The organism is Nesterenkonia marinintestina, assembly GCF_025420485.1.
Lineage (GTDB): Bacteria > Actinomycetota > Actinomycetes > Actinomycetales > Micrococcaceae > Nesterenkonia > Nesterenkonia marinintestina.
On record NZ_JAOEFD010000020.1, the window covers coordinates 1 to 21166 of the forward strand.

At 69.1% G+C, this 21166-nt stretch carries 19 protein-coding genes; 15 read left to right on the top strand and 4 right to left on the bottom strand.

Annotated elements, in window-relative coordinates:
- Nucleotides 1-110: 110 nt before the first annotated feature.
- Complete coding sequence (locus tag N7E59_RS11495) at nt 111-2306, bottom strand: MMPL family transporter (RefSeq protein WP_261625078.1); 2196 nt, start codon at nt 2304-2306, stop codon at nt 111-113.
- Nucleotides 2307-2358: 52 nt separating this feature from the next.
- Nucleotides 2359-3216, bottom strand: coding sequence for a Cof-type HAD-IIB family hydrolase (locus N7E59_RS11500; protein ID WP_261625079.1), 858 nt, complete (start codon nt 3214-3216; stop codon nt 2359-2361).
- Nucleotides 3217-3515: 299 nt separating this feature from the next.
- On the opposite strand from N7E59_RS11500, the gene N7E59_RS11505 reads away from it, so the two are divergent.
- From N7E59_RS11505 to N7E59_RS11560, 12 genes are all read left to right on the top strand, one after another.
- A complete protein-coding gene (locus N7E59_RS11505; RefSeq protein ID WP_261625096.1) occupies nt 3516-4304 on the top strand; it encodes a tryptophan 2,3-dioxygenase in 789 nt (262 codons plus the stop codon).
- Nucleotides 4301-5308 carry a hydrolase gene (locus tag N7E59_RS11510; RefSeq protein ID WP_261625080.1) on the top strand — a complete coding sequence of 336 codons (1008 nt, stop codon included), beginning with the start codon at nt 4301-4303 and terminating at the stop codon, nt 5306-5308. The genes N7E59_RS11505 and N7E59_RS11510 overlap by 4 nt, the downstream gene beginning before the upstream one ends.
- Nucleotides 5305-6615 carry a kynureninase gene (locus N7E59_RS11515; RefSeq protein WP_261625081.1) on the top strand — a complete coding sequence of 437 codons (1311 nt, stop codon included), beginning with the start codon at nt 5305-5307 and terminating at the stop codon, nt 6613-6615. Before N7E59_RS11510 ends, N7E59_RS11515 begins: the two co-directional genes overlap by 4 nt.
- On the top strand, nt 6612-7478 hold the full coding sequence (locus N7E59_RS11520; protein ID WP_261625082.1) for a PaaX family transcriptional regulator: 867 nt from the start codon (nt 6612-6614) through the stop codon (nt 7476-7478). The genes N7E59_RS11515 and N7E59_RS11520 overlap by 4 nt, the downstream gene beginning before the upstream one ends.
- Before the next feature lie 128 nt (nt 7479-7606).
- The gene (locus N7E59_RS11525; protein WP_261625083.1) at nt 7607-8353 is read left to right on the top strand and encodes a fasciclin domain-containing protein; all 747 of its coding nucleotides are present in this window, start codon (nt 7607-7609) and stop codon (nt 8351-8353) included.
- Between the two features lie 108 nt (nt 8354-8461).
- A complete protein-coding gene (locus tag N7E59_RS11530) occupies nt 8462-9025 on the top strand; it encodes a sigma-70 family RNA polymerase sigma factor (protein WP_261625084.1) in 564 nt (187 codons plus the stop codon).
- Nucleotides 9018-9806 carry an anti-sigma factor gene (locus N7E59_RS11535; RefSeq protein WP_261625085.1) on the top strand — a complete coding sequence of 263 codons (789 nt, stop codon included), beginning with the start codon at nt 9018-9020 and terminating at the stop codon, nt 9804-9806. The genes N7E59_RS11530 and N7E59_RS11535 overlap by 8 nt, the downstream gene beginning before the upstream one ends.
- Nucleotides 9807-9884: 78 nt before the next feature.
- A complete protein-coding gene (locus N7E59_RS11540) occupies nt 9885-11489 on the top strand; it encodes a molybdopterin-dependent oxidoreductase (RefSeq protein ID WP_261625086.1) in 1605 nt (534 codons plus the stop codon).
- Nucleotides 11490-11500: 11 nt separating this feature from the next.
- A complete protein-coding gene (locus N7E59_RS11545) occupies nt 11501-12853 on the top strand; it encodes an MFS transporter (RefSeq protein ID WP_261625087.1) in 1353 nt (450 codons plus the stop codon).
- An 82-nt stretch (nt 12854-12935) separates the two neighbouring features.
- Entirely contained in the window at nt 12936-13556 is a 621-nt protein-coding gene (locus tag N7E59_RS11550; protein WP_261625088.1) for a LysE family translocator, read from the top strand.
- Nucleotides 13557-13628: 72 nt separating this feature from the next.
- Nucleotides 13629-13970: a cupin domain-containing protein gene (locus tag N7E59_RS11555; protein WP_261625089.1), complete on the top strand. Its 342-nt coding sequence runs from the start codon at nt 13629-13631 to the stop codon at nt 13968-13970.
- A 29-nt stretch (nt 13971-13999) separates the two neighbouring features.
- Nucleotides 14000-14581 carry an HhH-GPD-type base excision DNA repair protein gene (locus tag N7E59_RS11560; RefSeq protein WP_390905050.1) on the top strand — a complete coding sequence of 194 codons (582 nt, stop codon included), beginning with the start codon at nt 14000-14002 and terminating at the stop codon, nt 14579-14581.
- Nucleotides 14582-14607: 26 nt separating this feature from the next.
- Here the strand turns inward: N7E59_RS11560 and N7E59_RS11565 are convergent, their stop codons facing one another.
- Entirely contained in the window at nt 14608-16350 is a 1743-nt protein-coding gene (locus N7E59_RS11565; RefSeq protein WP_261625091.1) for a choline/carnitine O-acyltransferase, read from the bottom strand.
- 88 nt (nt 16351-16438) lie between these two features.
- Nucleotides 16439-17266, bottom strand: a complete 828-nt coding sequence (locus tag N7E59_RS11570; protein ID WP_261625092.1) for an alpha/beta hydrolase — start codon at nt 17264-17266, stop codon at nt 16439-16441.
- A gap of 299 nt (nt 17267-17565) precedes the next feature.
- Between N7E59_RS11570 and N7E59_RS11575 the strand changes: the two genes are divergently transcribed.
- The 3 genes from N7E59_RS11575 to N7E59_RS11585 form a co-directional block, all read left to right on the top strand.
- Nucleotides 17566-18738 (top strand): hypothetical protein, encoded by a 1173-nt coding sequence (locus tag N7E59_RS11575; RefSeq protein ID WP_261625093.1) that lies wholly within the window; start codon nt 17566-17568, stop codon nt 18736-18738.
- Between the two features lie 44 nt (nt 18739-18782).
- Nucleotides 18783-20024 carry a Zn-dependent hydrolase gene (locus N7E59_RS11580; protein ID WP_261625094.1) on the top strand — a complete coding sequence of 414 codons (1242 nt, stop codon included), beginning with the start codon at nt 18783-18785 and terminating at the stop codon, nt 20022-20024.
- 36 nt (nt 20025-20060) lie between these two features.
- A partial coding sequence (locus N7E59_RS11585) for a metal-dependent hydrolase family protein (protein ID WP_261625095.1) occupies nt 20061-21166 on the top strand: 1106 nt, incomplete at its 3' end.

The window sequence follows — 21166 nt, forward strand, 5'->3', positions numbered from 1 at the left end:
CCCCAGAACTGTCACACATGTCCTGAGACAGGACATTCCGTATATACGAAGCCCGAACCACCCACATAGCTGAATGACAGGCCAGGGCCTCAGCGCATGCCGAGTCGGCCTCAGTCCCTGCCGCGGCCCAGGGCCGAGGGCCACCAGATGCGGCGGCCGATGTCCACACCCATGGCGGGGACCTGCAGGGTGCGCACCACGAAGGTGTCGATGAACACGCCCAGGGCCACGAGGAACGCCAGCTGCACCATGAACATCAGAGGCAGCACCGCCAGGGCGGAGAACGTCGCGGCCAGCACGATCCCCGCCGAGGTGATCACGCCTCCGGTCGCCACCAGGGACCGCAGCAGCCCCTCGCGGGCGCCCAGCCGGTGGGCCTCCTCCCGGGCGCGCGTCATGAGGAAGATGTTGTAGTCCACGCCGAGCGCCACCAGGAACATGAAGCCGAACAGCGGCACCACCGCGTCGGCGCCGGAGAACCCGAAGACGTAGTTGAACACCAGCGCGGAGATCCCCAGGGCCGAGAGGTAGGACAGCACCGTGGTGCCGATGAGGATCAGCGGGGTGACCACGGCGCGCAGCAGCAGGACCAGGATGATGCCGATGACGATCAGCACGATCGGCACGATCGTGACCAGATCCCGCTGGGCGGTCTCGTTGGTGTCCAGCTGGGTGGCCGAGGTGCCGCCGACCACGCTCTCGCCGTCCAGGGAGGAGAGGTCCTCGCGCAGCTCACGGATCGTGTCCTCCGCGGCCAGAGAGTCACCCGGGTCGGTCAGTGTGGCCGAGATCTCCACCATGCCCTCGATCTCCTGGGCGTCGTCGGATCCGCGCGCGGGAGCGCCCTGGTCGTCCACCAGGAAGGCCTCGGCCACTCCGTCGGCGTCGGTGACGATCTCGAGGGTCTGCTCGGCCTGGCCGCTCTCGGTGTAGATGTCGGCGGGTGAGCCGGTCCCGGCGTCGAAGTGCTGCTCCAGCAGCTCCTGCCCCTGCTTGGCCTCGGTCTCGCCGAGGACCAGCTCGGATTGGGGGACCCCGGAGGCGCGCAGGTCGGTCACCCCGACGGCGGCGACGATCAGCAGCAGGGTGACCATCACCCAGATCGGCCGCGGCCGGCTCCGCACCCAGGCGGCCACCCGAGCCCAGCCGCGGGGGCGGTCCTGATCCGCCGCCGGTGCCACCTCGGCGGTGTCGGGCCCGTCGCCGGTGGCGCGCGGGATCTTGGGCCAGAACGCGGGACGTCCGAGCAGGGCGAGCAGCGCAGGGAGGAAGGTCAGGGTCGCCGCCATCGAGAACACGATGCCGGTGCTGGTGACCGGTCCGAGCGCGCGATTGGAGTTGAGGTCGGAGAACAGCAGGCACAGCAGGGCGACGGCGACGGTGCCCCCGGAGGCGAGGATCGCCGGCGCGGCGCGGCGCAGGGCGACCAGCAGCGCGGTGTAGCGGCTGCGGCGGAGCAGCAGCTCCTCCCGGTAGCGGGCCACCAGCAGCAGCGAGTAGTCGGTGGCCGCGCCGATCACCAGGATCGAGAGGATGCCCTGGGCCTGCCCGTTGAGCTGGATCCAGTCGTTGAGCGCCATCTGGTAGATCACCAGGATCGCCGCGCAGAGGGCGGCCACCGAGGAGAGCAGCACCAGGATCGGCAGCAGCACGGAGCGGTAGACCACCACCAGGATGATGAACACGGCGACGACGGCGACCAGCAGGAGCAGCCCGTCGATGCCGGCGAAGGCCTCGGTGAAGTCCGCCGAGAGCGCGGCCGGGCCGGTCACGTGGGCGGTCCACTCTGCTTCGTCGAAGGCCTCGGACACCAGGCCCTGCAGCTGACCGACGGCGTCGTCCTGCTCGACGGCGTCCTCGTCCAGCAGCACCAGGATCTGGACGGCCTCACCGTCCTCGGAGGGCTGGGGTCCGATCACCTGGATCGCCCCGGTGACGTCCTCGAAGTCTCCGGCGGCGTCTTCGGCGACGTCGAGCTGGTCCGGTTCGAGCTCCCCGTCGGATGCGGCGACCACTGTGGCGGGGACGGCATCCTCGTCGCTGAACCGCTGCTGGTACTCCAGGGCGCGGGTGGATTCGGCGTCGACGGGCAGAAAGGTGGCCTGGTCGTTGGAGACCACGTCGGAGATCTTTCCGAAGGTCTGTCCGCCGAAGGCGGTGACGCCGAACCAGACGAGGATCAGCACCACCGGAATCAGCACCCGGATCGTACCGGGACGCTGTGGGCGGCCGCCGTCGAGGGTGAGCTGGGTGCGGGGGACCTCGGAGGAGGAGACGGGCTCCTCGGGCGGCGCGGCGGCGGGCATGAGCGCAGTCTACGCGGCGCGCACTGGGCCGGCGGGGCTAGGACTCGGCGGGCTAGGAGCCGGCGGCGGCGTCGAGGCCGAGGTCCACCTCGAGGTACCGCTCCACCACCCGGGCGATGCCCTCGTCGTCGTGGCTGGTGGTCACCTCATCGGCGGCGGCCTTGGCCTCCTCGGTCCCGTTCCCCATGGCCACGCCCAGCCCGGCGATGCGCAGCATGTGGACGTCGTTGCCCTGGTCTCCGAAGGCGATGACCTCCTCGGGGCCGAACCCTTGGGACTCGCAGAAGTCGAGGATGGCGCGGCCCTTGTGCACCCCGGCGGCGGTGGCCTCCAGGTACAGGGGGGAGGACCAGGCCAGCTCGACGGCGTCGCCGTGCTCGGCCCTCAGCTCCTCCTCCAGCGGGGCGACCTCGGACGGTTCGCCGATGAACAGGATCTTCGTGGGTGCCCCGTCGAGCGTCGGGTCGTCGACGATGGTGGAGAGGTCCTCCACCCGACGCAGCCGCAGGTCGTTGCCGCGGGCCTCGTACTGGGCCCGCGGGTGCTCTACGTCCTCGACGAGCAGCTCCGCCCCGTGCGGGACGGAGGTGGTGATCCCGTGACGCTGGGCGGCCCGGATCACCGCACGGGCGGTGTCGGCGGGGATCGGGTGGGCGGCGATCTGCCGGTCGGCGGCCAGATCGTGGACGATCGAGCCGTTCATGCTCGCCAGCACCAGGTCCTCGCCCAGCTCCAGCAGGGACGCCAGTCGTCGGAGGCCGGGCCCCGGGCGGCCGGAGGCCAGCATGATCCGCACGCCGGCCTCTCGCAGGGCGGCCAGGGCGGCGCGGCTGCCGGGCGGCAGACCCTTGGTGCTGTCCAGGAGCGTGCCGTCCATGTCGAAGGCGGCGAGGCGGAAGGGGACGGTCATGCTGCGGACTCCTCGGGTGACGGGCCGATGCGCGGTCGGTGTCGAGCCTGCCACATCCTTCGGGCTGGGCCGAGCGGCGCCCCGAGTCTCAGGCAGGACGCACCCAGTTCGGCATGTCGATTCCGTGACGATCGGCGAATCTGCGACATATACTGAGGCCCGTCGCCGTCGCCCGGACGGTGCCGTGCGAGGGAAGGACGCCGCCCGTGCCGCAGGACGAGAAGCACACGCCCCAGGACCCCGGAACACCGAACACCCGTTCCCTGGAGTCCGGGATCGTCACCGACCTCGAAGGCCGGATGACCTACGGGTCCTATCTGGGGCTGGAGAAGATCCTCGATGCCCAGCACCCGGTCAGTGACCCCGAGCACCACGACGAGATGCTCTTCATCATCCAGCACCAGACCACCGAGCTGTGGCTGAAGCTGGCCCTGCACGAGCTCGACGCCGCCCGCCGGCTGCTCGCCGAGGACCACATGCGCGCTGCGCTGAAGAGCGTGGCCCGGATCAAGCACATCCAGGAGGTCATGACCCAGCAGTGGAGCGTGCTCGCCACCCTGACCCCGTCTGAGTACCTGCAGTTCCGCGGGTCGCTGGCCAGCGCCTCGGGCTTCCAGTCCGTGCAGTACCGGGCTCTGGAGTTCGCCCTGGGAAACAAGAACGCCCGGATGCTGAAGGTCTTCGAGGCCGAGCCGGAGAACCACCGGATGCTGGAGGAGGAGCTGAACCGGCCCAGCCTCTACGACGAGTTCCTCCGTCACCTCGCGCGGCAGGGGTGGCAGGTGCCGGAGGACATCCTCACCCGGGACGTCACCGTCGCCCACGTCCACGACGACCGGCTGGTGGATCTGTTCGAGACCGTCTACCGGGACGAACACGCCCATTGGTCGGTCTACGAGGCCTGCGAGGAGCTGGTCGACCTGGAGGACAACTTCCAGTTCTGGCGGTTCCGTCATCTGCGCACCGTGACCCGCACCATCGGCCGCAAGACCGGCACCGGGGGCTCCAGCGGCGTCGACTTCCTCCGGCGCGCCCTGGACCTCACCTTCTTCCCGGAGCTCTACGACGTCCGGACCCGCCTGGGATGAGCCGAGGGGTCTGGGAGGTTCCGGCGCCTCAGCTGCGCGCGGCACGGCTCTGCGGTGCCGCCGGTGCCGAGGGCGGGGAGGGCGGCGAGGACGGCGAGGACGTCACCGTCGTCGCCCCGCTGACCGATGCCCACGTGCACCTGGAGCTGGCCGACCTGCCGGCTGCGGGCTCCGGCACCCTGGCCCGGGTGCTCGACCTGGGCGGGGACCCGCGCCGGCTCGCAGCCAGGGCCCGGACGGCCGAGCAGTCCGGGGCCGCCACCGAGATCCGCTGGGCCGGGGCGTTCCTCACCGCCCCGGGCGGCTACCCCACCGACCGCGGCTGGGTGCCGGCAGGCTCCACCCGTGAGATCCGCACCCCGGCGGAGGCCGCCGCGGCGGTGGCCGAGCAGCTGTCCGGCGGGGCCTGCCTCATCAAGGTCGCCCTGCACGCCGACGCCGGCCCTGTGCTCGACGATCCGACCCTGAGCGCCGTGGTGGACTCGGCCCGGGGCTGCGGGGTGCCGGTGGTCGCCCACGTCGAGGGGCCGGGGCAGGCGGCCCGCGCCGCGGCGTCCGGGGTGCGGGTACTCGCCCACACCCCGTGGACCGAGCGGCTGGACGACGATCTGTTGGCCCACACCGCCGAGCGCATGGTGTGGATCAGCACCCTGGACATGCATCGCCGCGACGGCGACACGCAGGCCTGGGAGACCGCGACGGAGAACCTGCGGGGCTTCCTCTCCCGCGGCGGACGCGCGGTCTACGGCACCGACCTGGGCAACGGGCTCAGCACTCCGGAGCTCCATGCTCCTGAGGTCGAGGCCTTGGTGTCGGTGGGTCGCCGAGCCGGGCTCGACGACGCCGACCTGCTGGCCGCGTTCACCGGCGCCCCGCTGCTGCCCGACCACGCCGGCACCGTGAGCGTGCTGCCCGCCGAGGTCCGCACCGCGGGCGAGGCGCTCGCCGCACTGTCCCAGTCCCGACCCGTCCGACGTACTGCTCTGAAGGAGCCGCCCCGATGACCGCTGACACCACACCCGACCCCGCCTTAGATCCCGGAACCCCTGAGGCTCTGCGGCGGGAGGCCGACGCCCTGGACCGCGCCGACCCCCTGGCCGCCTACGTGTCCTCGTTCGTCGCCGACGAGTCGGTGGTCTCCTACCTGGACGGCAACTCCCTGGGACGCCCGACCGCGGACTTCGCCGCTCGGGTCACCCGCTTCGTGACCCAGGAGTGGGGCGGGCGGCTGATCCGCGGCTGGGACGAGGCATGGATGGCCGAGCCGTACCGCCTGGGGGACCGGATCGGCCGGGTCACCCTCGGTGCCGCCGAGGGCCAGGTCGTCGTCGGGGACTCCACTACGGTGCTGCTCTATAAGACCCTGCGCGCCGCGGTGGCCGCCCGCCCCGGCCGCACCGAGATCGTCGTCGACGACGACAACTTCCCGACCGACCGGTTCATCGCCGAGGGCATCGCCGCCGAGACCGGGCTGCGCATCCGCTGGATCCACGCCGACCCCGCCACCGGGGTGACACCTGACCAGGTGGCCGAGGCGGTCGGTGAGGACACCGCGGCGGTGGTGCTGAGCCATGTGGCCTACCGCTCCGGGTACGTCCTCGACGTCCCCGCCGTAGTGGAGACGATCCGCGACGCCGGGGCGCTGCTGGTGCTGGACCTGTGCCACAGCGCCGGAGTGATCCCCACCCACCTGGACGCCTGGGGTGTGGACTTGGCGGTGGGGTGCACCTATAAGTACCTCAACGGCGGACCCGGGTCCCCGGCGTTCTGCTACGTCGCCACCCGCCACCAAGGGAGCCTTCGTCAGCCCATCCAGGGGTGGATGGGCGCCGCCGACGTATTCGCCATGGAGCCCAGCTACCGGCCGGCCGAGGGGATCGGGGGCTTCGTCTCCGGGACCCCGCCGATCCTGGGGATGCTGGCGATCTCATCGATGCTCGACCTCGTCGAGGATGCCGGGATCGAGGCCGTGGCGGAGAAGTCCCGCCGGCTCACCGACTTCGCCGAGCGCGCCCTGCGGGTCCATGTGCTGCCGCGCGGGGCCCTGCTGATCTCCCCGCCGGCGGGACCCCGACGGGGCAGCCACCTCACGGTCTCCCATCCGAGCTTCGAGGAGGTCACCGCCCGCCTGTGGCAGCGCGGGGTCATCCCCGACTTCCGATCCCCCGACGGCATCCGACTGGGACTCTCGCCGTTGAGCACCAGCTTCGCCGAGGTGGAGGTCGGAGTGCGGGCCCTGGGTGAGGAGATGGACGCCGTCGCTGCGTCGGTCTCCGCTGACACGGGCGACGGGGCGCAGGAGCCCCGGTGACCGGTCCCGTCGACGATGTCGGTGCCCGGACCGGGGGCAGCGCCTCACTGGTGCTCACCGTCGTCGGGCTCTATCTGCGGCGGGTCGGAGGGTGGATGTCGACGTCGTCGTTGGTCCGGCTGGCCGAGGAGGTCGGCTCCCCGGCGCCGCGCACCCGCTCGGCGATCACGCGCCTGAAACGACGCGGGGTGCTGGTCTCCGAACGCCGGAACGGGTCCGCCGGCTACGGGTTCGATCCCGCCGCGGACGCGATGTTCCAGCGCGGGGACCGACGGATCTTCGGCCCGCGCACCATGGACGCCGACGAACCCTGGTGTCTGATCTCGTACACGGTGGGGGAGGACCAGCGCGGCCTCCGGCACCAGCTGCGCCGGGCGCTGCACGGGATCGGCTGCGGGGCGGTGGCCCACGGCCTCTGGATCTGCCCGGACCACCTCAGCGGCGAGGTCGAGGGGATCCTGGAGGATCTGGGGCTGCGCAGACGGGCCACCCTGTTCCAGGTGGACGAGCTGCGCACCCCGGGTCCCGCGGCGGAGTCGATCGCCCGATGGTGGGACCTCGAAGAGCTCGGTGCGCTGCACCGGCGCTTCCAGGAGGCGGTCGCCGACCTGCTCCCCGCCGAGCACGCACCCGACGGGAGAGCCGACGACGGGAGAGCCTACGACGTCGAGGCGTTCCGCCGCTACATCCTGGGGATGGACGCCTGGCGAGACATCCCCTACCTGGATCCGGGCCTGCCCGAGCACCTGCTGCCCGCTGACTGGCCGGGCGCCCGCTCGGTGGAGCTGTTCCACCGCCTGCAGGGCGAGCTCGCCGACAGGTCCCTCCGTCACGTGCTTCAGGTCGTCGAGACACTCCGCTGACGACGCTCCTTCTCGCTGTTCCCATCCGATCCGTCGACGGCTCCGAACACAGGGCAGATCGCCCGGGCGGAGAAGACGTCCGAGCGGCGCGGCACACCGGCCGCACCACGCGAGAAGGAGACGACGAGATGAACACCATGAGGAACTCCAGGACCTACGGACTCTTCAGCATCGGCGCGGTCGCGCTGCTCGGACTCACCGCATGCGGCGGCGACGGCGGAGGAGACGACGACGCGGACCAGGCCGAGGATCAGGCCGCTGAGGAGACGACAGAAGAGGAGGCCACCGAGGAGCAGACCGACGAGGACGCCGACGAGTCCGCGGAGGACTCCGAGACGGAGGCCGACGAGGACATGGATCCCGCCTCCGAGCTGGTCGGAGCCGCCTGCGAGGACTACGCCGAGACCGTGCCCGACGGCGACGGCTCGGTGGAGGGCATGGCCCAGGACCCCGTGGCCACGGCCGCCTCCAACAACCCCATGCTGACCACGCTGACCTCTGCGGTCTCCGGTGAGCTGAACCCCGACGTCGACCTCGTCGACACGCTCAACGGCGACGAGTTCACCGTCCTGGCCCCCACCGACGACGCCTTCGCCGAGGTGCCCGAGGAGGACCTGGCGGCGCTGGGCGAGGATGCCGATGCGCTCAGTGAGGTGCTCACCTACCACGTCATCCCCGGACAGCTCGCTCCGGAGGAGATCCCCGGAGAGCATGAGACGGTCAACGGCGAGACCGTCATGGTCAGCGGCGAGGGCGAGGACCTGATGTTCGACGACGAGGCCGGACTGGTGTGCGGCGGTGTGCAGACGGACAATGCGACGGTCTACATGATCGACGCGGTCCTCATGCCCGCCGGCGACGCCGCCGAGGAGTGATCCGCCCGCCGTCGGTCTGAGGCCGTCGGCCGATCATGACCCCGCCCAGGCCGGGGAGACGCCGGACGCGGATTGGCGTTTCCCCGGCCCCATGACATTCTGAGGACCATGCCGGAGACCGAAGACCCCAGCGGAGATCTGCTCCGTCGGATCCGTGGGGGCGACGAATCGGCCTTCGAGGACCTCTACCGCTCCCAGGGGCGCGTACTGCTGGCCTGCATCCTGCGGATCGTGCGGAACCGCTCCCTGGCCGAAGAGGTCCTCCAGGACGTGTTCGCCGAAGTCTGGACCCGGTGTGCGGGCTTCGACCCCGACCGCGGGACCGGCCGAGCCTGGCTTGTCACGCTGAGTCGCCGTCGTGCGGTGGACAGGGTCCGGGCCGTACAGTCCCAGCAGGATCGGGACTTCGCCGAAGGCGTGAAGGAGGTCCACACCGACGGGACCGACGTGCACACCGAGGTCGTGGCCCACATGGAGTCGGTCCGCACGGTCACCGCTCTGCGGGAGCTCCCGGAGGACCAGGCCAGAGCCATCGCGCTCGCGTACTACCAGGACATGTCCCATCGGGAGATCTCGGAGCATCTGCAGGTGCCGCTGGGCACTGTGAAATCGCGGGTCAGAGACGGGATGGCCCGTCTCCGAGCACAGCTGGGGGTGGATGACGATGCATGAGGAACCGGACCAGGCCGGCCGGCCGGACTACGAGTATCTCGCCGCAGGCTGGGTGCTCGGCGGACTCAGCGCGTCCGAGCAGGAGCTCGCTGATCGGCTCGAGGCCGAGGATCCGGCCTTCCGCACCGAAGTCGCCGCCTTCGAGGACACCCTGGGCCTGCTCGGCGGCACCGACGAGCCGGTGGAGCCCAGCCCCGAGACCGAGGCCGCGATCCTCAGCATCCCCGGACGCCTTCCGCAGCAGTCCGAGACCGGGCAGTCCGAGACCGGGGGAGGGCGCGCCCCGGAACCGGCGGCACGGCCGCCTCGGGATCGGGGTCGGATGCTCTTCGCCCTGGCCGCCTCGGTGCTGTTCGTCGTCGCCGCCGTGCTCGGCGGGGTGGCGGTCGTCCAGCACCAGGAACGCAGCCAGCTGGAGGAGGAGCTCACCCTCGCCCAGCAGGAGCAGCGGGACGCCGAACGGCTGCTCGGCGCCCCCGACCTGACCTCCGCCCATGAGGAGTCGGGCGACGGCGGCAGCGTGACCGTCAGCTACTCGGTCGACGAGCAGCTCATCCGAGTCACTCCCCATGACATCCCGTCCCCCGACGAGGGCCAGGAGCTGCAGATGTGGATCATCGACGAGGAGGGGGCCCACGACGCCGGCATGATGGCGGCTGACTCGTCGTCCGTGGTCTCAGGACCTGACTTCTCCCAGGGCTCCGCCTTCGGCGTCACCGTGGAGCCCGCCGGCGGCTCCGTGGAGCCGACCTCGGACCCCATCCTCGTCGCAGAGCTCTGAGCCGGTCGCCGATCCCGGTTCCGAGCGCTGGTCGGATCGGGGACCCATCCGGTAGGGGATCGGCTCCGAACCTCTGACATGAGACCTGCACGATCCGCAGCCCGGCGCATCGGTCGGGGCTTCGCGTCGACGACGCCGTCGGCGCTGTGCGGCGTCCTCGCCGCCGCCCTGCTCCTCGGAACAGCCGACGCCCTGTCCTGGCTCTTCGCCCCCGGCTCCTCCCCGCTCATCGCCCTGGGAGGACTGGTCATCGAACAGACTCCGGCGGCGGTCCAGGACGCCGTCATCGCCACCTTCGGCACGGACAACAAGACGGTCCTGCTCGTGGCCATGGGTGTGGGCGGTGCTCTGCTCGCCGGGCTCATCGGGGTCCTCGGTCGTCGCCGTCGTCGGACTTCGGCCCTGTGTGTGGCCGCCGTCGGAGTCGGACTGGTCCTCATCGTGGCCATGCGACCCGACACTGGCCTGGCCGATGTCGTGCCCACGCTGGTCGGCACCGTCCTCGGCGCCGCCGCGCTGCCGATGCTGCTCAGCGCGTGGTTCCGCCCCTCACAAGAGAGCCCCCAGCACCGACGGCCCGACGAGCCCCAGGACGGGCCGGCGGAGGGAATCCGTTCCCGCCGCCGCTTCCTCGGTCTGGCCGGGGCGGCTGCGGCTGTCTCGGTGGGGACCCTGGCCTTCGGGCGGTCTGTGGCCTCGGTGACCCGAGACGCCGCAGAGGCGGCCGCCGACCTCATCCTGCCGCGACCGGTGCGCGCGGCGCTCGAGATCCCCGCCGGGGCCTCCGTCGAGGTCGACGGCGTGGAACCTTTCATCACCCCCAACGACTCGTTCTACCGGATCGACACCGCCCTGGCGGTGCCCGAGCTGGAGCCGGAGGACTGGAGTCTGCGGATCCACGGGATGGTCGAGCAGGAGGTGACCCTCGATATGGACGAGCTGCTCGCTCTGCCGCATGAGGAGCACCACATCACCCTGACCTGCGTCTCCAATCCCGTCGGTGGGGACCTGCTGGGCACCGCCACCTGGCTCGGGCACCCTGTCCGGGAGCTGCTGGCCCGGGCGGGACCGCTCGACGAGGCGGACATGGTGCTCTCCACCTCCATCGACGGCTTCACCGCCTCCACCCCGCTGGAGGCCCTCACCGATGAGCGGGACTCGCTGCTCGCCGTGGGCATGAACGGCGAACCTCTGCCCCGTCAGCACGGGTACCCGGCCCGACTCGTCGTTCCCGGTCTCTACGGCTACGTCTCCGCGACCAAATGGGTGGTGGACCTGGAGGTGACCCGCTTCGACCGGGCCGAGGCCTACTGGACCGAACGCGGATGGGATGCGGAGGCCCCCGTCCTGGTGTCCTCGCGGATCGACGTACCGAGGTCCCTGGACGCCGTGGTGAGCGATGCGGTCGTCATCGCCGGCAGCGCCTGGGCCCAGTACGACGGGGTGGCTGAGGTCGAAGTGGACATCGACGGCGACGGGTGGCGGGCCGCGGACCTCGCCGAGGAGGTCACCGCCGACACTTGGCGGCAGTGGCGGCTCGACGTCGAGGGCTTGGCGCCGGGCCGACACTCGGCGACCGTCCGGGCGATCACGCACTCCGGCGCCGTCCAGAGCGGCGACCGCCGGGACCCCATTCCGAACGCGGCCACCGGGCACCACAGAATCGAGTTCCGCGTGGAGTGACCGACAGGGCCGTGCCTGCACGGGTACCGGGTGCAGGCGGCTCGGGCGAGGAGCGGGCCGGTATACGGTGGACGGGTGACGACGATGCCGAGGGATCCCCGGTCCGGAAGGCGGTGCCGGTGACTCGGGGCGGCGGACCGCAGGCGGGCCCGGGACTGCTGGTCGTGCTCGTCGGCGCGATCGGCATCGGTCCGGTGCTGACCTACGGGCTCAGCGCGACCAGCGAACTGGTGATCTCGGATCTGGGCATCACCGCCGCCCAGTTCGGCCTGCTGGCCACCGTCTGCTTCGCCTGCGCGGCCGTGGGCAACGCGACCTTGGGGCGGCTGGCGGACCGGGCCTCGGACATGGCGCTGATGTGCACGATCTTCCTCCTCGCGGCCGCCGCACTCGGGCTGGCCGGGGTGCCCGGCGGGTACGTCCTGCTGGTGATCGCCTTCGGGCTCTCCGGTGTGGCCCAGTCCTTCACCAACGGGGTCACCAACAGGATCCTGGTGCAACGGGTGACCGCCGCCCGACGCATCCGGTGGGCCGGGATCAAGCAGTCGGGGGTCCAGGCCAGCCAGCTGGTGGCCAGCCTGAGCTTCCCGGTGCTGGCGGTGTGGGTCGGGTGGCGCGGGGCCTCGCTGGTCAGCATCCTGCTCGCCGCGGCGCTGCTGGTGTTGACCTGGCGGGTGCTGCGCGCGACGCCGGTGGTCGTCGACGCCTGTGAGGACGCGGACTCGGGTCCGGCTCCGGGCGACGCCGGCGACGCGCATGGCCGTTCTGCTGAGACGACGCCGGCCCCCTCCGGGCACGGGTCCATGGTGTGGGCGCTGGCGGGCCTGGGCTTCCTCACCGGGGTCGGTGTGCAGGCCACCAACGTGTACGTGCCGCTGTTCGCCGTCCGGGAGCTGGGGTTCAGCCTGGTGTTGGGCGGTGCGACGGCGGCGGTGGCCGGGGCGATCGGGGTGACCGCGCGCATCGGCTGGGCGCATGTGATGTCTCGGGGCGTGCCCGCGGGGACCTTGTTGGTGGCGCTGGCGGGTACGGCGCTGACCGGGGCGGGGGCGTTCTTCGCCGCCGGGGCGACCGGGTGGTCTCCGCTGCTATGGCTGGCGGTCGCTCTGCACGGGGCCTCGGCGCTGGGGGTCTCGGTGGTGCTGATGGGCACCCTGCTGCGCAGCATCCCGGCCGAGTCCATGGCCTCGTCCTCGGGGGTGGTAACCGCCGGGATGTTCGGCGGGTTCACCCTGGGTCCGGTGATGATGGGGCTGCTGATCTCCGGTCCGGGCGGGTTCCAGCTGGGCTGGGTCGCCGTCGGCGGGATCTACATGGTCTGCGCGGTGCTGGGTCTGGCGCTGCGTCGTCGCACCCGATCCTGAATCACGGGCTTTGTGAGATATCCCGCAGGATGTTGCGCGGGATCGCTCACAAGCCCAGTGACACTCGATTAGCATCAGGCGGGTGACGCTGCTCTCCCTGATCCTGTTCGTCTTCGCCACGGCGGGGACCCCGGGGCCGAACAACACCATCGCCATGGCCTCGGGTGCGACGTTCGGGCTGCGGCGGTCCTGGCGCCTCATCGCCGGGGTCAACGTCGGCTTCCCGACGATGATCGTGCTCGTCGGAGTGGGTCTGGGGCAGGTTCTCGAGCGCTGGCCGGTGATCCTCGACGTGCTGCGGCCCATCGGCATCCTCTACCTGCTCTACCTGGCGTGGCGGATCGCGACAGGTCCCACGGACCTCGCCGCCCAGCGCCGGGGGAGTCCGCCGGGGTTCGTGCAGATGTTTCTGTTCCAGTTCGTGAACCCTAAGGCGTGGACCATGGTGGTCGGGGTGCTGGCCGCCTACACCGGGTTCTGGGAGTCGTTCGTCGCCGAGGTGCTGGTGATCGCCCTGGTGTACGCGGTCTTCGGTACGCCCTGCACCACGGCGTGGGCACTGTTGGGGGTCGGCGTGGGGCGTGTGCTCTCTCAGCCGGCCCATCTGCGGGTGTTCAACCTGGTGATGGCGGGCCTGCTGGTGGTCTCGCTGATCCCGGCGATCATGCAGACCGTGGACTGGGCCCTGCCCCTGCTGCGCTGAGGTGGGAGAGACTGGAGGCGGCCGACGACGACGCGGCGCAGCCTGCCAGGCTCTCCGCGGGGAGGAGGAACCATGGACGAGGAGATTCCGCAGACCACGAACCTGATCACCCTGGGGGAGGAGCTGCTCGATCAGGCGCAGGATTCGCGGCACGGCCGGGCGGCGCGTTCGGTGCGCGGAGGTGATGCGGCGATGCGTCAGACGCTGATGGCGCTGACCGCCGACACCGAGCTGGCCGAGCACGAGGCCCCGGAGGACGCGATCCTCTACGTGCTGATGGGGGACCTGCGGGTGATCACCTCCGACCACGAGTGGGAGCTGAGCGCCGGCGACGTCGTCCCGATCCCGCAGGCCCGCCACGCGGTGCAGGCCGACACCGACGTCGTCTTCCTCCTCACCGTCCTGCACCGCTGAGGGTTGTCTCCCCCGGCCGGCGGGGCACAATGGTGTCTGTGACCACTCTGTATCTCGCCGCGGATGAGACCGCGGATACGCTGCTCGCCGAAGATCCCTTCGCCCTGCTCACCGGCATGCTCCTGGACCAGCAGGTGACCATGGAGTCCGCGTTCGCCGGCCCGGCCAAGCTCGCCGCACGGCTGGATGAGTTCACCCCGCAGGCGGTGGCCGGGATGGATCCCGAGGCGTTGACGGAGGCGTTCCGCGAGAAGCCGGCGGTCCACCGGTTCCCCGGGTCGATGGCCGGCCGCGTCCAGGACCTGGCGCGGACGGTGACCGAGGACTACGACGGCGACGCCGCCGGCATCTGGACCCACGGCGAGCCCGACGGCCCGGAGGTGCTGCGCCGGCTGAAGGCGCTGCCCGGGTTCGGGGAGCAGAAGGCGCGGATCTTCCTGGCGCTGCTGGGCAAGCAGTGCGGGGTCGACGTCGACGGGTGGCGTGAGGCCGCCGGCGAATACGGCCGGGACGGGGCGATGATCTCCGCGGCCGACGTCGTCGACGCGGCCACGCTGGCCGAGGTGCGGGAGAACAAGAAGGCCCGCAAGGCGGCGGCGAAGAAGAAGTGACCGGTGCCCTGGCCGTCTGATCACTTCTAGACCGGGGGCAGTCTCCTGATGAGGTCGTGCAGCGTCTGCGCGGCCTCCTCCAGTGCGCTCAGGAACCGGTCCGGGCGGTCGGCCTGGTCGGCGAGGTGGCTGACGGTGAACTCGAAGCGGTCGGGGTGCTGGGTGTAGGCGATGCCGAAGCCTTGGGGCACGGTGGGGGCGAAAGTGTAGCGCACGATCTGATCCGCGGTGCCCAGAGAGGTGGTGGAGAGCAGGTCGGTACGCACGTCAGCGACGGCGGGGCTGTCGAAGAGCGGGTGCCAGGTGCCGTGCCGCCGGGCGATCATCTCGAGCCCGGCCAGGTGGCGGTCGAACCCGTGACCCTTCTTGCAGGCTTTGACCCAGTCCCGGTGGGCGTCGAGGGCGGCGACCAGTGCGGCGGACAGGGCGGCGGTGTCCTCGGGGTGCGGGTCGGCGATCAGTGCCCGGGCGAAGGCCACGGCTTCGGGGGTGACCGGGCGCAGGCATTCGGTGCGGCCGGCGCGGAACTGGCGCATGTCCACGGATTCGTAGACGCTGCGGACTCGGCCGTAGGTGATCAGCTGGGCGATGGTCATGATGAGCTGCTGGAGCCCGTCGGTGCTCATCCGGAAGGGGAGGTACTCGTCGCGGACGCGGGGGAGGTCCAGCACGTCGACGCGCAGCTCGGCGGCTGAGGCCATGTAGTCCTCGAGACCCTCATCGATGGCGCGTCGCTGGTCGTCGGTGAGCCGCCAGGTCAGTTCCTGGGGTGGAGTGGGTGCTGTCTGCAGTGGGCCGTGGTCGGCGGGGGTGATCTCCTGCATGCGGCGCACCGCCTCGATGAGGGTGCCGCCGTCGACCACGGAATGCTCGGCGCTGACGTGGACGTCTCCACCCTGGGGATCGAACTGGTAGCTCAGCGGCTTGTGCACCCAGATGCGGCCCGGCTCGGTGAGGAAGGTGCGCAGCTGTTCGGCGGCGTCGTCCTCGGGGCCGGAGTGCAGGGTCACGGTGAACAGGAGGTTCTGCAGTCGGCGGTAGGTTGCGGCGTTGTGGTCGTCGGTGAGCATGTCGTCGAGCAGCGGGGCGAGGCGGGCGCCGCCGAGGACCGAGGGTGCGGCGAATCCCGGCTCGCTCGGCTCGGTCTCGGAACCCATGATCGGTGCCAGCGATTCAGCGAGCTCGGTGGTGCCGTGGGGCCGGCCGTAGTCGTCGCTGATGGTGAGGGTGAACAGTCGGCCGTCGCGCAGGATGCCGATCTCCCGGTTCGCCGCTTCTTGGTCGCCGGTCTCGACGGTGTCGACGTCGTGCTGCGGGTGCCGGGTCCCACCGGCGAGGCACCGCCACATCTCCATGGTCAGGGCGTTGCCGCGCGGGTCGACTTCGGTCTCGGTCTCGCCGCGGGCTTCAGTGAGGTGCACGGCGGCGATCCGGTGGATGGTCTCCGCGGTGCGGGCGGCGGGGTCCCCAGTGTCCTGGGCGGTGAGGGCGAGTGCGAAGACGGCGTTGCTGCTCAGGGTCAGCGGGTCTCGGACGGCCATGTACTGGCGGTCCCATTCTCGGGTGAGCCAGCTGCGCCCGGCGGCGTATTCGTGGTCGGCGAACTCCTCGAGCTCCTGCTGCAGCGCCTGGCCGACGCCGCGGCGGAAGTCTGCGACCGTCTGCTCCGCCTCGGCGAGCTCTTCGGGGGCGGCCAGGGCGGAGTACGTGCGCAGCAGCCGGCTGAGCGATTCGTCCAGCGGCGGGACGGGCAGCGGGGGCAGGGACATCGGCGGGTCCTCTCCATACCGTCGTCGTCGGGCTGAGGCCATTCTGACCTACGACGCCGGGGTCTGACAGCAGGTGCGGAGAGGCGCCTCAGTCGATCGCGTGGTCGGCGAGGTCTTCGAGGGCGTCGGCGACGGGTGCGCCGAACATCTCCGGGTCGTTGTGGTCGACTCCTTCGAGCACGACCTCCTCGCGCAGGTTCCCGGTCTCTTCGGCGACCTCGGCGCTGAGGGCGGAGGGGACGACTCTGTCGACGCTGCCGTACAGCACGGTGATGGGCACCGAGGAGCCACTCAGGTACTCGGTGACGGGGAACCGGTCGCGCAGCAGGGTGCCCACCGGCAGGAAGCCGTAGTGCTCGCGGGCGACTTCGACGAAGTCCGGGAACGGTGAACGCAGCAGGGCCCCGGCCGGCGGATGCGTGGACTGCAGGCGAGCGACGACGCCGGTGCCGATGGACTCACCGAAGTACAGGGTGCGCTCCGGCGGGAACCCCTCGTCCTCCAGGGCTTCGGCCGCGGCGACGGCGTCGCGGGCGAGTCCTTCTTCTGTGGGACTTCCCGGGTTGCCCCCGTAGCCGCGGTAGTCCATCAGGAGCACCGTGAACCCTCGGGCGGTCATCTCTTCGGCGATGCCGATGCGGGATTCCCGGTTGGCCGCATTCCCCGGGGCGTAGAGCACCGCAGTGTCTCGGTCGGCCTCTTCGTCGGGCGGGAGGAGCCAGGCTCCGAGCTCGAGGTCGTCCGCGGTGTGCAGCGTCAGATCCCGTCCGCCGTCTGTGACCTGATCAGCGTCGACGACCTCGCTGGTGTCCGGTTGGAACACCATCGAACGCTGCCCGAACCACAAGAGCGCGAGAAGCACGGCGGCAACGCCGACGAGCGCCGCCGGGATGAGGAGCATCGCACGCCAGGTCATTCGTCCATCGTGGCAGAGACACAGATGGACGCTCGGCGGGAAACAAGTTGCAGAGCTCTTTCTGAGTATGACGTGGGTGCCCTGACGGAGCCGACAGGCCGAGCGCGGCGAAATTCGCTCACGCGAGCAACCGTGACTTCCCGAAGACATAGTCGGTGGGGGAGGTTTGCGCCTGTTCCTACTCTCCGCCGAAACCAGTACGCTTGAGCAACTAAGTGACGGGCGCTCATCTCTTAGGCCTGTGGGTGTGATCCAACCGTTGCCGATGTGAGTGATCCAGAGCCGAAGGTGGGCAGAGTATGGAACCGATTTTTGCCGCAGTGGTCATCCTGGCGTTCATCGCACTCGGTGAGCTTGTTTCCATCTGGTCCCGCGCGCGCGTTCCAGGTCTTTTGGTAGCGATGCTGGGGGCGTTCATCTTCGCCCAGTTGGGGATAATCCCGGAGACTGCGGTCGATGACTCGTTGTTGCCCCAGGTCTACACGATCCTTGTGGTCCCGCTCCTCTTCCACATGGGGTCGCTGATTCCTCTGCGGACACTGTTGCAACAATGGCGGGCCGTCGTCATTGCTCTGTCCGGGATTACGTTCGCGCTGGTCACGTTGGCGCTGGTACTCATTCCCCTGTATGGCTTCGACCACTTCGTAGCTGCAGGAGGTCCGTTGACCGGAGGAATCGTCGCGACGGGGCTGACAACAGACGGCCTTGAGGCAGCAGACGTGATGCCGGCACTCGTGGTGCTCCCCGCTCTGATTCTGATGATGCAGTCGCTGCCTGCGATGCCGATCTCCAGCTTTCTCCTGCGGCGATATTCGAAGCACCTGGTCGACTCCGGTGAGCTCCAGAAGTACTCGCAGACTGCCGCCCGCACTTCTTCAGCCGATGACGATGGCCGCAAGCTCATCAACATGCCCAAGTACCTCGTCGACAATCACATCTTCGTGCTATTCCTCGTCCTCATCGGGGCCTCCCTGGCGACGCTGGTCGAAATTCTGACGCAGGCTCCCGCCACGGTGGTTGCGCTACTTCTCGGCATCGTGTCGACAGCCATCGGGTTCACACCCGAAAGATCGCTGGAGCAGGCCAATTCATTCGGGATCGCGATCGTCGGCGTCGTAGCGATCATCATGGCGCCGTTGATGACTGCTTCCCTCCAGGACGTGTTCGCCATGATCGTCCCCATGACGATCATCATTCTGGTCGGCGCGGCAGGAATCATCGTCGGCGGCTTCGTTGCGACGAAGCTTGTCGGCTGGAGACCCACCTTGGGAATGTCCGTCGCGTTGACAGCTATGTACGGCTTCCCCGCCGATTACCTCATCCCACGAGAAGTCGCCCGATCCGTCGGTGAGAGCGAAGAGCAGAGAGACGAGATCTTCAACTCCATGTTGCCGCCCATGTTGGTGGGTGGTTTCACCTCGGTGAGTGCCGGGTCGGTCCTGATCGCCGGGATCCTGGTGTCGTTCCTCTGATGTTCAGTCCGTTCTTTCGGCGACCGTAGGAGTGTGAGAGAGGTATGGATCTCAGCTATGACGTTTCATTGGCCAGGATGCGGGAAGACATCGACCGTCTCGCTGAAATCGGCCAGACAGCCCGTGGAGGCGCGGACCGGCCCAGCTTCTCTGCAGCTGACCGGGAGGTGCGTGGCTGGTTGGCTGAAGTGGCCGCTCGCTTCGGATTCACTCTTCGGACAGACGGAATCGGAAACGTCTTTATCGGGCCGCCCCCTGAGAGCAGGCCTCCAGGTGCACCTGTGTGGACCGGATCCCATCTAGATACGGTGCCGGATGGAGGGCCGTTCGACGGAATTCTGGGATCGGTGGCGGCGATCGAGGTCCTGCGAACCATCGCAGAGAATCAAGTGAGTCTCGCGCGTCCGGTTGAAGCGGTGATCTTCGCTGACGAAGAGGGCAACTACCACCACCTCTTGGGGTCACGGGCCCTCGTGGAGGACTTCTCGTGGGACAGGCTGGAAAACTTCCAAGGTCGCGACGGCGACCTGCTGACCGATGCGCTCGAGGGCATGGGCTGGGATCCGCTCCAAGCCACTGACACAGCCGTCGGCGGAGCCGCCGTGGATTCGTTCTTCGAACTGCACATCGAACAAGGTCCCGTCCTTGAGTCTCAAGGGTTCGATATCGGGATCGTCACGTCGATCGTCGGTCTCGGGGCTGCTGAAGTGGTGTTCCTCGGGCGGCAGGATCACGCGGGGACGACGCCGATGCACCAACGAATCGATCCGATGATCGCGACGGGGACATTCCTCTCCCACCTACCTGACATCGCGTCGGCAGTCAGTGACGAGGCTGTGATCACCTCCGGACTCATCGACGTCCAGCCTGGAGGGGCCAACATCGTGCCGCGTAAGGTCACGCTGACAGTGGATTTCCGCGCGAGTCAGGACCGGGAGCTGGAGTTGCTTCAGGAGCACATGATCGCATCCGCGAAGCGCGCCACCAGTGGGACCGAAGTGGTAGCCGACGTTCGGGTCAGCAGCATGACCAGCCCCGTGCAGATGGATGTCGCCTTGCGGGAAGACCTGAACGATCTGGCCGCAGCTCGAGGATACCGGGCGACGTCTATCGCTTCGGGGGCGGGGCACGATTCACAGAACATGGCTCGCCTAGCTCCCACGGCCATGATCTTCGTTCCGAGCATCGGAGGAAGAAGCCATACGCCCGAAGAACTCAGCACCTGGGACGACGTCGAAAAGGGTTCGAACCTCCTCCTCGATGCCGTGCTTCGTCGGGCCCGTTGAGACTGAAGGCTCAGAAGTACAGAGCGAGAGGAAGACATGAACGACCTTCTTATACGAAACTGCAAAATCTTCGATGGCGAGGCTTTCTTGCCTGGACGTGACGTCCGGGTCGAGGGTGGGCTGATTGCGTCGGTCACCAGCACGGTCGAAGCTGGAGATCGTGGGGACACCAAGGAGAACGCTGCGACAGTGGACGGGTCAGGTATGACGCTCACGCCGGGCATCATCGACTGCCACGTTCATATGACCGTGCGAGACGCCGGGTCCCTCAACGCCATGATGGAGCCGTTCTCCCTCCAGTTCTTTCGTGCGACAGACCACTTGCGGAAGACACTGCGCGCTGGGGTCACCACCGTCCGTGACGCCGGTGGCTCCGATGCCGGTGTTAAAGAGGCGCTCAATGAGGGCATCATCGATGGTCCGCGGCTCAAGGCGGCCGTCAGCATCATGAGCCAGACCGGTGGTCATGGAGACGGGCGACTCCCCTCGGGTGCTGAGTCGCCGATGTTGGCTGGACATCCTGGGCGGCCCATCGGGGTGGCCGATGGGGTCGAGGGTGTGACTCGCAAGGCCAGAGAGATATTCCAGGCGGGAGCGGACCACATAAAGATCTGCTCGACGGGAGGCGTCTTATCCCCTGGAGATGACCCTAAGAACAGTCAATTCACCGAGGATGAGATCTGCGCCATCGTGGCTGAAGCCGAAGCTCATGGAAGCTACGTCATGTCTCATGCCCAAGGCAGCAACGGGATCCGAACCGCTCTTCGTGCGGGCGTCCGGTCGATCGAGCATGGCATCTATCTCGACGAGGAGACCATCGAACTTTTCCTGGAGACCGGGGCCTACTTGGTGCCCACTCTTCAGGCACCGATCTCTGTAATTCGTGCTGCGGAGTCCGGTTCGAACTTGCCGCCTGCCGTCGTAGACAAAGCTCGAAACGTCGTCGATGTGCACTTCGACTCGATCTCCAGGGCTCACCGAGCGGGGGTACGCATTGCGATGGGGACGGATGCGGGGGTCGGTCCACACGGAGAGAACCTCGAAGAGCTGGAACTGTTGGAGCAGGTCGGATTGAGCACGTCTGATGCCCTGGAGTGTGCAACATCTGCAGGCTCGGAACTCTTGGGCATAGAGGGTCTAGG

Bases quoted from the DNA above. Each gene is read 5' to 3' on its own strand.
- N7E59_RS11525 (WP_261625083.1), top strand. From the start codon at position 7,607: ATGAACACCATGAGGAACTCCAGGACCTACGGACTCTTCAGCATCGGC.
- N7E59_RS11515 (WP_261625081.1), top strand. From the start codon at position 5,305: ATGACCGCTGACACCACACCCGACCCCGCCTTAGATCCCGGAACCCCT.
- N7E59_RS11500 (WP_261625079.1), bottom strand. From the start codon at position 3,216: ATGACCGTCCCCTTCCGCCTCGCCGCCTTCGACATGGACGGCACGCTC.
- N7E59_RS11555 (WP_261625089.1), top strand. From the start codon at position 13,629: ATGGACGAGGAGATTCCGCAGACCACGAACCTGATCACCCTGGGGGAG.
- N7E59_RS11510 (WP_261625080.1), top strand. From the start codon at position 4,301: ATGAGCCGAGGGGTCTGGGAGGTTCCGGCGCCTCAGCTGCGCGCGGCA.
- N7E59_RS11495 (WP_261625078.1), bottom strand. From the start codon at position 2,306: ATGCCCGCCGCCGCGCCGCCCGAGGAGCCCGTCTCCTCCTCCGAGGTC.
- N7E59_RS11565 (WP_261625091.1), bottom strand. From the start codon at position 16,350: ATGTCCCTGCCCCCGCTGCCCGTCCCGCCGCTGGACGAATCGCTCAGC.
- N7E59_RS11540 (WP_261625086.1), top strand. From the start codon at position 9,885: ATGAGACCTGCACGATCCGCAGCCCGGCGCATCGGTCGGGGCTTCGCG.
- N7E59_RS11575 (WP_261625093.1), top strand. From the start codon at position 17,566: ATGGAACCGATTTTTGCCGCAGTGGTCATCCTGGCGTTCATCGCACTC.
- N7E59_RS11535 (WP_261625085.1), top strand. From the start codon at position 9,018: ATGCATGAGGAACCGGACCAGGCCGGCCGGCCGGACTACGAGTATCTC.
- N7E59_RS11570 (WP_261625092.1), bottom strand. From the start codon at position 17,266: ATGACCTGGCGTGCGATGCTCCTCATCCCGGCGGCGCTCGTCGGCGTT.
- N7E59_RS11580 (WP_261625094.1), top strand. From the start codon at position 18,783: ATGGATCTCAGCTATGACGTTTCATTGGCCAGGATGCGGGAAGACATC.
- N7E59_RS11530 (WP_261625084.1), top strand. From the start codon at position 8,462: ATGCCGGAGACCGAAGACCCCAGCGGAGATCTGCTCCGTCGGATCCGT.
- N7E59_RS11505 (WP_261625096.1), top strand. From the start codon at position 3,516: ATGACCTACGGGTCCTATCTGGGGCTGGAGAAGATCCTCGATGCCCAG.
- N7E59_RS11560 (WP_390905050.1), top strand. From the start codon at position 14,000: ATGGTGTCTGTGACCACTCTGTATCTCGCCGCGGATGAGACCGCGGAT.